The organism is Carboxylicivirga agarovorans, from assembly GCF_050589845.1.
Classification (GTDB): domain Bacteria; phylum Bacteroidota; class Bacteroidia; order Bacteroidales; family Marinilabiliaceae; genus Carboxylicivirga; species Carboxylicivirga agarovorans.
This window is the reverse complement of record NZ_JBNGPA010000001.1, coordinates 507,125-521,279: the sequence shown is the minus strand read 5'-3', so window position 1 is coordinate 521,279 and position 14,155 is coordinate 507,125. Positions and strand designations below refer to the sequence as shown.

9 protein-coding genes are annotated in these 14,155 nt (G+C 41.5%); all 9 read left to right on the top strand.

The features are described 5' to 3' along the window. The first annotated feature begins 179 nt into the window (after positions 1 to 179). Entirely contained in the window at positions 180 to 1,070 is an 891-nt protein-coding gene (locus ACRD69_RS02030; RefSeq protein WP_430813393.1) for a hypothetical protein, read from the top strand. Between the two features lie 10 nt (positions 1,071 to 1,080). Beyond that, positions 1,081 to 4,533: a hypothetical protein gene (locus tag ACRD69_RS02025; protein ID WP_430813392.1), complete on the top strand. Its 3,453-nt coding sequence runs from the start codon at positions 1,081 to 1,083 to the stop codon at positions 4,531 to 4,533. 62 nt (positions 4,534 to 4,595) lie between these two features. Continuing rightward, positions 4,596 to 5,483, top strand: coding sequence for a glycoside hydrolase family 17 protein (locus tag ACRD69_RS02020; RefSeq protein ID WP_430813391.1), 888 nt, complete (start codon positions 4,596 to 4,598; stop codon positions 5,481 to 5,483). A 20-nt stretch (positions 5,484 to 5,503) separates the two neighbouring features. Continuing rightward, positions 5,504 to 6,448, top strand: coding sequence for a glycoside hydrolase family 17 protein (locus ACRD69_RS02015; protein ID WP_430813390.1), 945 nt, complete (start codon positions 5,504 to 5,506; stop codon positions 6,446 to 6,448). A gap of 10 nt (positions 6,449 to 6,458) precedes the next feature. After that, complete coding sequence (locus tag ACRD69_RS02010) at positions 6,459 to 7,499, top strand: glycosyl hydrolase family 17 protein (protein WP_430813389.1); 1,041 nt, start codon at positions 6,459 to 6,461, stop codon at positions 7,497 to 7,499. A 40-nt stretch (positions 7,500 to 7,539) separates the two neighbouring features. Next, positions 7,540 to 8,988, top strand: a complete 1,449-nt coding sequence (locus ACRD69_RS02005; RefSeq protein WP_430813388.1) for an MFS transporter — start codon at positions 7,540 to 7,542, stop codon at positions 8,986 to 8,988. A 14-nt stretch (positions 8,989 to 9,002) separates the two neighbouring features. Further along, positions 9,003 to 9,800 (top strand): glycoside hydrolase family 16 protein, encoded by a 798-nt coding sequence (locus ACRD69_RS02000; protein WP_430813387.1) that lies wholly within the window; start codon positions 9,003 to 9,005, stop codon positions 9,798 to 9,800. A gap of 23 nt (positions 9,801 to 9,823) precedes the next feature. Continuing rightward, the gene (locus ACRD69_RS01995; protein ID WP_430813386.1) at positions 9,824 to 11,545 is read left to right on the top strand and encodes an MFS transporter; all 1,722 of its coding nucleotides are present in this window, start codon (positions 9,824 to 9,826) and stop codon (positions 11,543 to 11,545) included. A 58-nt stretch (positions 11,546 to 11,603) separates the two neighbouring features. Further along, the gene (locus ACRD69_RS01990; protein WP_430813385.1) at positions 11,604 to 13,958 is read left to right on the top strand and encodes a glycoside hydrolase family 3 C-terminal domain-containing protein; all 2,355 of its coding nucleotides are present in this window, start codon (positions 11,604 to 11,606) and stop codon (positions 13,956 to 13,958) included. Positions 13,959 to 14,155: the final 197 nt, after the last annotated feature.

Sequence of the window (14,155 nt, the reverse complement as noted above, 5' to 3'; positions counted from 1 at the left end):
TGTTCTGACAAAAGACCAAAAGAAATTGTAATCGGGAAATGAGTGTAGTAATCATCCGTTGAAAGACAAGCATATGAACTGGTTTGCCGGAACACAGCTGATATGATTGTCATCAATCAACCTGGGTGAAAGATAATTGGTGGCATTGAAAAATGCCACCGGTTTTTAAGAATCTTGTGATGATCGAATTATTTAAGGAACATATAAAACTGAGTATTGAAGAACCGCATGAAGGTTATGTTGGGACTCGTTTTGACTGGACCGGTAAGATTCTGCAACTGAGGTGGAAAAATATTCCCTTGTGCACCACTGAACTGGCCGGAAGCACATCTGAATTACAGGGGAAAGGCTTTTACAATGAATTCGGTATTACAGAGGCCATCGCTTATGATACCTGCAGCCCTGGCGAGTATTTTCCCAAAATAGGTGTTGGCATGTTAAAGAAGGAAAACACAGAGCCCTATGATTTCTTTCATCAGTATGATAATTTGCCTTTTGAGTTTACCACTGAAGCAGACCATCAGTCTGTGACTTTCGGATGTATCAACAGGCATTCGCAATCTGCATTTTACCTTGAAAAAAAAATAAGCATAACAAACACCGGATTTGTTATTGATTATCAGCTTGAGAACAGGGGAAGTATCGTGTTTAAAACGAACGAATATGTTCATAACTTTCTATCACCTGGTAACAAGCCTTTATCAGGTCAAACACAATTAATCATTGGTGAGGCTGTTAAGGCCACTCAGTTTAATGATGGATTAAATCCGGGCAACTGTTTGACTTATGATGGGAATCAGATAACATGGCAATGTAAACCCGAATCAGATTTCTTTTTTGAAGATATATCAAAGGTTGCTGATTCCGGCAATAAGTGGACTCTTATAGATAATCAACTAAAGTTGGCACTTAGCGAAGCTGTCAATTTTAAACCTCATAAAATAAACCTGTGGGGACGGGCGCATGTGGTCAGTCCTGAACTTTTTAAACACATTAAGCTCTTGCCGGGAGAAACAGAACGTTGGCAAAGGGTTTTCGAAATAAAAGAAATAGAAAGCGCTATTGACTAATTATTTTATAATGAAGAAGAGAGAGATCTATTTAGGAAATACGAATTTAAATTCAAAGTTTTATGAAGTTGAAGGACAATTCGTTGTTTGTGAAAATGAGAAGTATTATAAGATTAGCAACTATGATCAGATGGATGATTTCTTTATGTCCATTGTCAGTGATTCAGATCATTGGATGTTCTTATCAAGTAATGGTTCATTAACTGCAGGCAGAAAAGATCGCAACAATGCATTGTTTCCCTATTATACCGATGATAAAATTCATGACTATAAGGGTATAACGGGGAGCACAACAGCCATTTTGGTTGAAAAAGACGAGCGTACATATTTATGGGAGCCTTTTACGTCGGAGTCAGGCAGAATATACCAGACGACACGAAATATATATAAAAGCATATATGGTAATAAAATCATTTTTGAGGAAATTAACCTTGAGCTTGGTTTGAGCTTTAAATACCAATGGGCCAATAGTGAGCAGTTCGGATTCATACGTAAATCAACCATTGCTAATGAAGGACCTGATGCTATTAAAGCAGAGGTTTTGGATGGTATCCGAAATATTCTGCCATATGGCCTTGATTATGCATTCCAGAATGAATACAGTAACCTGCTTGACGCTTATAAGAAAAATGAGCTGATCGAAGAGACAGGGCTGGGCTTATTTTCACTGAGCTCCATTCCGGTTGACAGGGCAGAACCAAGTGAATCATTGAAGGCTACTACTGTTTGGTCATACGGTCTTGACAATTGTAAGATATTATTATCGGGCAATCAGACTGAGAAGTTTAAATTGGGAGAGACGCTTTCTGCAGAAACAGATATCAGGGCAGCACGAGGAGCCTATCTTCTGAATAAGGAATTGAGCTTAAAGGCTCACTCATCACAAAGCTGGGGTATCGCAGCTGATATAAATAAAGATGGGGGCGATGTTGTTAACCTGAATAGCTTTATCAGTTCAAATAAGAACGTTGAAGCGATCATTAATAAAGATATAGAACAAGGCACTAAAAACCTGATTAAAATTGTGGCCGGCGCCGATGGCCTGCAATTGGGTAATGATGATCTAAGTTGTGCGCGTCATTTCTCTAATACCATGTTTAACGTAATGCGTGGTGGTATTTTTAACGATGGCTACAATGTTAACAGCGATGATTTCAGCCTTTATGTTGAGCAAAATAATAAAGCTGTAGCGGCTGATTTAAAAGAGTGGATTGAAACATTACCTCAACCACTTACTTATAAAGCATTGATCAGTGCAGCTGAAGAAACGGGCAATGCCGATCTGATTCGTTTAGCCTACGAATATTTACCATTAACATTCAGTCGTCGTCATGGTGACCCTAGTCGACCATGGAATCAATTCTCGATCGACTCCAAGAATGAAGATGGTAGTCCTAAGTTAAACTACCAGGGTAACTGGCGTGATATCTTCCAGAACTGGGAAGCACTGGGATTGTCGTACCCTGAGTTTATCGAAGGTATGATCGCCAAATTTGTCAACGCTTCAACACCTGATGGTTATAACCCTTACCGTATTACACGTGAAGGTATTGACTGGGAATGTCCTGATCCGCATGATCCGTGGGCTTATATTGGATACTGGGGTGACCACCAGATCATCTACCTGCAAAAATTACTGGAGTTATCTGAGAAATACCATCCGGGTAAACTGGATGAATTATTGGGCAAAGATATTTTTGTGTATGCCAATGTGCCTTATCGCATTAAGTCATATGCCGATATGGTAGCCAATCCACAGGATACAATTGTTTTTGATTCTGAATTGAATGATCAGATCAAAGGACGAGAGAAGGCACTGGGAGCCGATGCCCGCATGCTGGATAATAAAGCAGGAGGCCTTTACCAGGTTAACCTGACAGAAAAAATACTGGTGACCCTATTGTCCAAGTTAAGCAACTTTATTCCTGAAGCCGGAATCTGGCTAAATACGCAGCGTCCGGAGTGGAATGATGCGAACAACGCCCTGGTTGGAAATGGTGTTTCAATGGTGACCCTTTACTACATGCGTCGTTTTATTCAGTTCTGGTCTGATAAACTGGCAAAATCATCTGCCGGCGAACTGGTTATTTCAATTGAAGTAAAAGAATTACTGGATGCCATTAACAGTTTATTTGTTGAGCATATTGGACTGACGGAAAAAGGATTTAGCAACACCGATAGAAAAGTGTTTGCAGATGCACTGGGGAAAGCTGGTGAACATTACAGAAACAGTATTTATTCACAGTCATTCAGTGAAAACAAGGCCAGTGTTAATACAACTGAATTGAAGCAGTTTATGGATGTTGCCCTGGCATATATGGATCAATCAATCAGGGCCAATAAAAGAACCGATGGATTGTACCATGCCTATAACCTGATTGCTTTTGAGGGTGATGGTATTTCAGTTCGTTACCTGTACGAAATGCTTGAAGGTCAGGTAGCCGTATTGAGTGCCGGTTATTTAAATGCCGAAGAAAGTCTTAAGGTGATGGATGCCTTAAAGTCCAGCGCATTGTTCCGCAAAGATCAGTACAGTTATATTCTGTATCCCGACCGCCAGTTACCATTATTTGTCGAGAAGAATAATATACCGCTTGCCAGGTTTGAAAATTCAGCCTTATTAAAGCAGCTGGTAGCAGATAATAATATCAACGTCCTGTCTAAGGATGAGGCGGGCAACTATCACTTCAATGGTACCATTCGTAATGCTGATGAATTAACAAAGGCACTTAACAGCCTTGATGTTGATAAGTATGGGCAGCTGATTGAAAGTTGCAGGAACGATGTCCTCGATATTTATGAGGAGATGTTTGATCATCAGTCGTTTACCGGTCGTTCGGGTACGTTCTATGGTTACGAAGGTTTGGGTAGTATTTACTGGCACATGGTTTCAAAGCTATTGCTGGCTGTACAGGAAAACTATTTTACAGCAATAGAAACAAAGGCTGATGATGCTTTACTTGGACGCTTAAAAGACCATTACTACGAGATAAAGGCGGGTATAGGACTTAATAAGTCGCCTGAATTATACGGTGCATTTCCAACTGATGCCTATTCACATACTCCCGGAGGAGCTGGTGTTAAACAGCCGGGAATGACAGGCCAGGTAAAGGAAGATGTTATTACTCGTATGGGCGAATTAGGTGTGCATGTTGAAAATGGTCAGTTGAGCTTTAATACGGCCTTGTTGGATCCCGATGAGCTGTTGTCGGCCCCGGCGGCATTCAATTATTTCGATACAGCTCACAACGAAGAGCAGGTTGAGCTAAACGCAGGGCAGCTTGGTTTCACCATTTGTAAAATCCCTGTTGTCTATACAAGAGCGGATAGCAACAAGGTGGTGATCAACTTGGCAGATGGTATGAAGAAGCAGTTTGAGGGTCATACAGTTGATGCAGAAACATCGGCTATGATCTTTAACCGAAGCACGAAAGTCAAATCAATACAATTGAAGTTTAAATAAGATAAGTATGCCTGGTTACCATTGAGTAACCAGGCTCTTTTATTAATAGTCAAAACCAGAATATGTCAGTAAGGAATGAATATGTGATGTCACTGGCAGGAGTCAATATCTCTGCCATGTCTTACGACGAGTTAGTTGATCTTTTCAAAAATGTATTAAAAGGAGGAATGCATGGTTTATGCATCAGCCCGTATACTGAAGGTCAGAAGCCTGGTGATCAATTGAGTGAGGAGCAAGTCAGAAGACGCCTAAATATTATTCGCCCTTACATTAAATGGGTCAGGACCTTTTCATGCACCGAAGGCAATGAGATGATTCCTGTTATTGCCAAAGAGTTAGGGATCAAAACCCTTGTTGGTGGCTGGTTAGGCAAAGATAAAGACATTAACAGGAGGGAGATTGAAGGTCTTGTTGAGCTGGCGCATAAAGGATATGCCGATATTATTGCCGTTGGTAACGAGGTCTTGTATCGTAAAGATCTGAGTGAAGAAGAATTGTTGTTTCATATAAACCAGGTCAAAGGCAGTGTTAAGAACATTCCTGTTGGCTATGTGGATGCCTATTATGAGTTTGAAAATTGCCCCGCCATTACAGAAGCCTGTGATGTTATTCTGGCCAATTGCTATCCTTTCTGGGAAGGTTGCAGCCTTGAATACTCCTTGTTGTACATGAAAGATATGTACCGTCGCGCTGTAAAAGCAGGTAATGGGAAAAGGGTGATCATCACCGAAACAGGCTGGCCAAGTACCGGTAAATCCTTTCATGGTGCTCAGCCATCAGAACAAAATGCTTTAAAGTATTTTATCGATGCACAAAAATGGTCGCGTGAAGATGACATTGAGATTTTCTATTTCTCATCCTTTGATGAAAGCTGGAAAACAGGTACTGAAGGCGATGTAGGTGCCTATTGGGGACTATGGGATAAGGATGAACAATTAAAATACTGGTAAGCAAAGGGGAAGAAAGCGAAATGAAGCTGAATGAATTGATCAAAATAGAATCGGGAAACGCCATTTGTTATTCGGGTTTTCGTCAGGGACAAAGTCCCGATACCGGTGTGTTTCCAGACTATGAACAGGTAAAAGAAGATTTGCTGATACTGGCAAGAAACTGGAAATACCTGCGATTATATGATTGTGACAAACAAACGGACCTGGTTCTGGAAGTGATTCACAATGAAAAGCTTGACTTTAAAGTGATGTTGGGTGCTTACATAGGTGCTGAAGTTAATAATCATGGCTGTCCGTGGGGAGGCATTTATGCCGAGGATCAGCTGAAGGCCAACAAAGAGCAAAACAGGCAGCAGATTGAAAAGCTGATCGGGATAGCCAATACATACCCTGATATCATTTTTTCACTATCGGTAGGTAATGAGGCCACTGTTGACTGGACCGATCACTATGTGCCGGTTGATTCAGTAATCGAATATGTAAGGATGGTAAAGAAAGGTGCCAGTCAACCTGTTACCTTTTGCGAGAATTATCTGCCATGGCATGATAAGCTAAAGGCCTTAGCTGAAGAAGTGGACTTTATTTCCATACACACTTATCCGGTATGGGAGTATAAAAATATTCATGAGGCTCTGGATTATACCATACAGAATTATAATGGTGTGGCAGAGCGCTACCCGCGTAAGCCGGTTGTTATTACCGAAGCCGGTTGGGCCACAAACTCCAACGGACGAGGTATTTGTCCGGGTAATGTAAGTGAAGAATTACAAGGGATCTATTACAATGACCTGGTTAGCTGGAGTGAGCGGGAAGGTGTGATGACCTTTGTTTTTGAAGCTTTTGATGAACCGTGGAAAGGTTCACCGGAGCCAATGGAGCCGGAGAAGCACTGGGGCTTGTTTACCGTGGATAGGAAACCCAAAAAAGTAATGCAGGAATTGTATGCTGATTTAACAGTGATCTAATAAGAATAGTATGAAGAATCATCAATTAAAGGTTTTAATAAGCATCCTGATATTGTCAGGCTTGACAGCATGCGGGATATTATCCAGGAAGGACAAACTTCCACAGTATATTGATAAGGATGGTTTAGTGGCCGGCGTTTCAAAGGCTGTATGTTATTCGGGCTTCAGAAGCGGACAACATCCCGACAGGGGAGAAGGAGCCGTTAACCCGACTTACGATGAAATACTTGAAGACCTGATGATTCTCTCTGAAGACAACCTGTTTGAGCTTATTCGATTGTACGATTGTGGTGATAACTCAGAGATGGTTCTCAGGGTAATCGAAGAGAACGATATAGATATTAAAGTTTTGCTGGGCATTTGGCTCGACGCCGAATTAAGCGCCCATGAAACCTGTGCCTGGCTGAATGAACCTATCCCGCAGGAAAAGCTTGAGCAGAACAGACAAAAGAACCTGAAAGAAATAGGCAGGGGTATAACACTGGCTAATCAATATCCACAGACTGTTGTGGCAGTGAATGTGGGTAATGAAGCACTGGTCGACTGGAACGATCATAAAGTATCGCCCGATACGGTTATTGCCTATGTGAAAATGGTGAAAGAAAGAATTAATCAGCCGGTGACAGTGGCCGATAACTACAAGTGGTGGGCAGAGCATGGCCTTGAATTGTCTGAAGTAGTTGATTTTGTTTCAATCCACCTTTACCCGGTTTGGGAAGGGAAAGACATTGATGAAGGCTTGTCGTTCAGCATTGAAAATGTCAATGAGGTACGTCAGGCACTACCCGAAAGTAACATTGTTATCACTGAAGCCGGATGGGCCACCATTGCATCTGAGTTTGGCGAACGAGCCAGTCAGGATAAACAATTACAATACTATAATGAACTGATGACCTGGGCTAAAGACAATAAGATAACCACTTTCTTTTTCGAGGCCTTTGACGAGGACTGGAAGGGTAATCCAAATAATCCGCTTGGTGCAGAAAAGCACTGGGGATTATACACTGTTGACCGTCAGCCTAAGAAAGTAATTCAGGCTTTAAAGCAGTAAGAAGAGAAAGATCCACATCAACTAACTAAAGAAAAAATCTATGAATGCAATTAAAATAGCACGGGAAGATAAGGTCCCTACCTTTCAGAAAGTAACGTTTGGTTCTGGTCATTTGGCGAATCAATTATTTCCGGCGGCACTTACAATGTGCATGGCCGTATTGGTTATGTCATTAGGAATGAGTCCGATATTGGTGGGAACCCTGTTGGCGGTACCACGAATAATTGATGCGATTACTGATCCGCTAATGGGATACATTTCGGATAATACCAGGTCAAGGTGGGGCAGAAGGAAGCCGTATATTTTTGTAGGAAGTGTTATTGCCGGTATTTCATATATGATTATGTGGCAGTTAAATCCTGAAAACAGTGAACTTTATAACTTCTTTTACTTCCTGATTGTATCTATCTTCTTTTATATTGGTTATACCATTTTTGCCACTCCTTTAATTGGTTTGGGTTATGAAATGACACCTGACTATAATGAGCGTACGCGATTAATGGCTATTTCGCAGTTTATGGGTCAAATTGCCTGGGTAATAGCTCCATGGCTCTGGGTTATAATATATGAACCGACTGTTTTTGAGTCAGCACCACAAGGCGCCAAGACGATAGCTATCTGGGTTGGTGCGATATGTATGCTTTTGGGAATATTACCGGCATTTTTTAATAAAGAAATAATAGTCCCTGAACAGGAAAAAAAGAATGACCTCACACGAGAAGAATTAAAAGCAAATATAAAAGAGTTCTTTAGGGGTATTAAACTGACTATTGTTAATAAACCTTTTCTTAGGCTTTGTGCTGCCACTTTTTTGATATTTAATGGTTTTCAGATTATTGCACAGTTCGCTATGTATATAATTGTCTATTTCTGGTTTAATGGAAATCAGGAATCTGCCAATATTTGGGTTGGACTTTTTGGTTCGGCAAGTGCACTGGGAACAATGTTTATTGTTATACCCATCATTACTAAGGTTGCAGAAAAGTATGGTAAAAAGAAAGCATTCATTATTGCCACGTTGATATCCTTTATCGGCTATGTGTTAAAATGGTGGGGATTTAATTATCCTGAAATTCCATGGTTGATGTTTATGCCTATCCCATTCTTATCGTTTGGTATTGGCAGCTTATTTACATTGATGATGTCCATGACAGCCGATGTGTGTGATTTGGATGAACTAAATACCGGTGAGCGCAGAGAAGCGATGTTTGGAGCTGTTTATTGGTGGATGACTAAAATCGGACAATCGATAGCTATGTTTCTAAGTGGAGTGGTGTTGCATTATATCGGATTTAATGAAGACATTAAAGTGCAGTCTGCCGAAGCTATGACCAGACTGCGTATCGCCGATATCGTCATTCCAATCATCTTTGGAATTATTGCCATACTGGTCATGAAAAATTATGATTTGACCGAAGAAAGGGCCAATGAAATAAAGGATCAATTAATTGCCCGACGTGGTAAAGTGAAGCATCAGGGAGAAGAATAATAAAAAGTATAGCTATGAAGAGATTGAGAGTATCATTAATTGGACTTTTGTTACTGGCTTTAGCAGCTTGCAACTGCTCAAAAGATGAATACAAGCTGGTTTGGCAGGATGAATTTGATTATGTCGGATTGCCTGATTCCACTAAATGGGCATACGATCAGGAAGGAAATGCACATGGCTGGGGTAATAATGAGTCTCAGTTTTATACCAGGGCACGTAAAGAAAATGCCTGGGTAGAAGATGGTAAACTACATATCACAGCCATCAATGAAGCATACGAAGGTAAAGCCTTCACATCGGCAAGGTTAATGTCAAAAGCCGATTGGCTGCATGGTAAGGTTGAAGTGAGGGCAAAGTTACCCAAGGGAGTCGGAACCTGGTCGGCCATATGGATGATGCCCGGAGGTTGGAGTTTTAATGACGGCGACTGGCCAAATATTGGTGAGATAGACATTATGGAGCATGTGGGACACGATTTGGGAGTGATCCATGCTTCAGCTCATTCAAAGGATTACCAGTGGCAAACCGGCACACAGCAAACCGGCGTTATTAATGTGCCTGATGTTGATACACAATTCCATAATTACATTCTGGAATGGACACCAGATACCATGAAAGCCTTTGTTGACGAGCAGCAATACTTCGCCTATGGCAATGAAGGTCTAGGTGTTGATAAATGGCCGTACGAAAAACCATTTTACCTCTTGCTTAATGTGGCTGTTGGCGGCGCGTGGGGCAGTGTTGAAGGGATTGATACTTTGGCTTTCCCACAGACGATGGAAGTAGAGTATGTGAGAATTTATCAGAAATAAACATCATTAAATAAACCATACGGATGAATAAAACAGCAACAAAGTTATCATTCAAGGAAAAATTAGGTTATAGTTTAGGAGATACTGCGTCCCATTTTGTGTGGGACATGGTAGGTTTCTGGATTCTTATTTTTTACACAGACACCTTTGGTATTTCAGCTGCTGCCGCGGGTACCATAATGCTGATAGCCCGTGTATGGGATATGATCAATGACCCCTTGATGGGTATCATCTCCGACCGTACCAATACACGTTGGGGAAAATTCAGACCGTATATTTTATATACAGCAGTGCCATACGCTATATTGGCTGTTTTAACATTTACCACCCCCGACCTGAACCAGACCGGTAAAATAATCTGGGCTGCCGTTACTTACTTTTTATTGATGACGGCCTATACTGCCATCAACCTGCCTTACTCATCATTAATGGCTGTAATGACTTCTGATTCCAACGAACGGGCAGGAATAAATACCTACCGTTTTATCAGTGCTTTTTCAGGACAATTAATTGTAACAGGACTGGCCTTGTCTATGGCCATTTATTTCGGAAAAGGAGATTTTACAACCAACATTGTAAGTCAACCTGCAAAAGGTGGTGTGGCTGAAGTGATCAATAGCGATAGCATTCGTTACCAGGTAAAACCTGGTTTTGTCGGCATTGATACCCTGGTTTATTCTATCGAAGATGTCGATGCTAAATCTGCTGAAGGATTTCTGTATGTTGTAGTCAGTCCGGCTGAAAACGATACGTTGGTTTACAGCGAGAATACAATTGTTTTCGATTCAACAAGCATAAAGGCCCGTGAAGGTAAGGCGAGTTTTGTTTCATATCCCATGGTTCGTGAGGATGTGCATTACATTACTGCTGATACCAAGGAAACGGTTATCGATGTGCGGGAAAATGATAATACAGTCGATAAAGCTAAGGGCTACCAGTATACCTTATTGGTACTGGGCTTTTTAAGTGTTGTATTTTTCCTGATAACCTTCTTTTCCACAAAGGAACGAGTTGCCCCACCGGTTATTCAGAATCAATCGATATGGTCTGATCTAAAAAACTTAGGCAAAAATCGGCCTTGGTTAATCCTGGCCCTGGTAGGTATTGTTTCTTTTATCATGTTTGCGCTTCAGAACTTATCCATCGCTTATTACTTCAAATATTACATCGGAACGGAAGAAAACGTGCAGTTATTTAATGTGGTCAGCAGTGTTGCCTTGATCATAGGATTGCCAATGGCCAAACCTTTGGCCAAACGATTTGGTAATCGCAATGTATTTATGGCCAGTACTATTTTATCGGGTATTTTCTTTGCCTTACTTTACATCCCTGAAGCCGGAGATTATACCCTTATCTATATTTTTAATGTTCTGGCTAAGTTCACTTATGCACCAGCAGTGGTACTTCTGTGGACCATGCTGGCCGATACCGCTGATTATACCGAGTGGAAAACGGGGCAGCGCTCGACAGGTTTAGTTTTTTCTGCAGCGACCTTTGCGCAAAAAGCCGGATGGGGTATTGGTGCAGCATTAGCCAGTTGGTTATTGGTTTGGTTTAAGTTTGAGGCCAATGCCGTTCAAAGCGAATCAACTATTAATGGTATTAAGTTGATGATATCAGTAATTCCGGGTATCTTATACATGTCTTGTGCGGTATTGCTCTATTTCTATACCATTGATAGGAAAACGTGTTTGCAAATGCAGGCAGACCTTGAGGAAAGACGTTCTAAAGAGAATGAAAATTAATTGACAATCATAATATACCAGCAAGATGAAAAATACATCGTTTTTAATTCTCTTGATCATGACCACATTTGGATTAAGAGCTCAGAATAATGAGTTGGAGAAAAAAGTAAATGATCTGGTTTCAAAAATGACACTGGAAGAAAAAGTATCATTGTGTTCGGGTCGTGACGACTGGAGCTCTCAACCTATCGAACGACTGGATATTCCGTGGATCTGGATGGCCGACGGTCCTCATGGTTTACGCAGGGCACCGGCCACTAACAAAGCGGGTTATGGTGATCAGCACCCGGCCACCTGCTTTCCAACGGCATCAGCTTTATCCGCGTCATGGGATGTTGATCTGATCTACAAAGTAGGACAGGCGCTTGGAGAAGAATGTCAGGCACTTGGTGTCAATGTATTATTGGGTCCTGGTGTCAATATCAAACGCTCGGTGCTGGGAGGACGTAACTTCGAGTATTTTTCAGAAGACCCTGTTTTATCAGGTGAATTGGGAGCAGCCTACATCAATGGGGTGCAAAGCCAGGGTGTTGGAACATCCTTAAAGCATTTTACTGCCAATAATGTGGAGACCATGCGCATGTTCATGAATTCAGATGTGGATATGCGTACGCTACATGAAATATACCTGACACCATTTGAAATAGCCGTTAAAAAAGCGCAGCCATGGACGGTGATGGCCTGTTACAACCGTGTTCAAGGCGTATATGGCACCCAGAGTCCGTACCTGTTGACCAGGATTCTAAAGGAAGAATGGGGCTTTGAGGGTATCGTTGTCTCTGACTGGTTTGCGGTGATCGACAGGGTCGAAGCTTTAAAGGCAGGTATGCACATTGAAATGCCACATGTGAGTAATGTCAATGATGAGATCGTGTTAAAAGCAGTTCAGGACGGAGACCTGGATGAGGCGATATTGGATAAGCTGGTGAAGGAAATAGTAATGGTGGTATTAAAAGCCAAATCACTGGATCGTGAAGGTGTAGACCAGAAGGTTGACGAACACCATCAATTTGCCCGTGAGGTGCATGGTCAGGCCATTACTCTGCTTAAGAATGATAATGCGGTATTACCAATCAGTGATGACAAGTATAAAAAGATAGCTGTTATTGGACAATTTGCCTCTGATCCGCGCTATCAGGGTAACGGTAGTTCTGAAGTAAAACCAACACAACTTGACAATGTATTGGATATTATCAAGGCTGAATATGGCAAAGGTGTCAAGGTGAAATATGCACAGGGATACAACCTTAAGGATGATGATGATTATACGATGATCGATGAAGCCGTTAAGTTGGCACAGGAATCAGATATCGCACTGGTTTTTGCCGGCCTGCCTTTACACTATGAATCAGAAGGTATTGACCGTAAGCACATTGATATGCCTGCTGCTCATAACAAACTGATGGCAGAAGTGGCAAAAGTCCAGGCTAATACAGTAGCTGTTTTAACCAACGGAAGTGCTGTGGCTATGCCATGGATTAATGAAGTACCTGCTGTTGTGGAAACATGGCTGGGTGGTCAGGCCGGAGCAGGTGCTGTAGCAGATGTATTGTTCGGAGCTGTCAACCCATCGGGAAAACTGGCTGAAACATTCCCAGTAAAACTGGCTGATACACCTGCGTCTTTTAATTTCCCCGGTGAACAGGGGAACGTCATTTATGGTGAACGTATCTTTGTTGGTTACCGCTATTACGATGAAAAACAAATTGAACCATTGTTCCCGTTCGGGCATGGCTTGTCATACACCAGCTTTGAATATTCTGATATCAGGGTATCGGCAAAGAAAGTGACGGACAAGGATGTTTTGGAAGTGCGTGTAAAAGTTGCCAATACAGGGGCAGTGGCCGGTAAAGAAATTGTTCAGTTATACATTAGTGATGCTGAAAGTACACTGCAGCGTCCTGAAAAGGAGTTGAAGCGTTTTGTAAAAGTGGAGCTTCAGCCGGGTGAGACCAAGGAGCTTAGTTTTGAACTATCTGGTCGTGATTATTCTTATTATGATGCTAAACGCGATATGTGGATTGCTGAAAGCGGAGATTTTACAGTTATGGTAGCGGCCTCATCACGCGATATTCGCCTGAAAGAAACCATTGAACTGGAGTCAACTCAACAAGTGCCGTTAATGGCCGATAAATATACTTTTGCCAAAGAGCTATGGGATAATCCTGATGCACGTGAGTTGTTAAAAGAATATATGCCTAACTGGATCAAAGGGTGGACACCTGAAGGCAAGTCGATGGACGAAGCCAATATACCGGGATTCTTTATGGAGCATCCAATGATCAAATTTCCGTATATTACTCACAATGAAATTACGCATGAAGAAGTTGATGAGTTAATTGAACGTTGCAAAAGCATTACCTACACTCCCGGCTATAAAACGTTTAAAGAAGTTGAAAATGTCTCTTTTTGATCAACATTGAAAATATAAGAGTAAGTCCGGTTATTACACTTTGTGGCGAGACGTCGTCAATTAAATTGAATAAGGAATAATCGCAGATTCTACATTCAGGCCGGACTTGTCTTCTACTTTTCCCGTTTTGTTAACAATTGCCCTTCCAATTGAAAACATTTCATACATAAGGCTGATTCGTCTTTCAGCTATTTTTG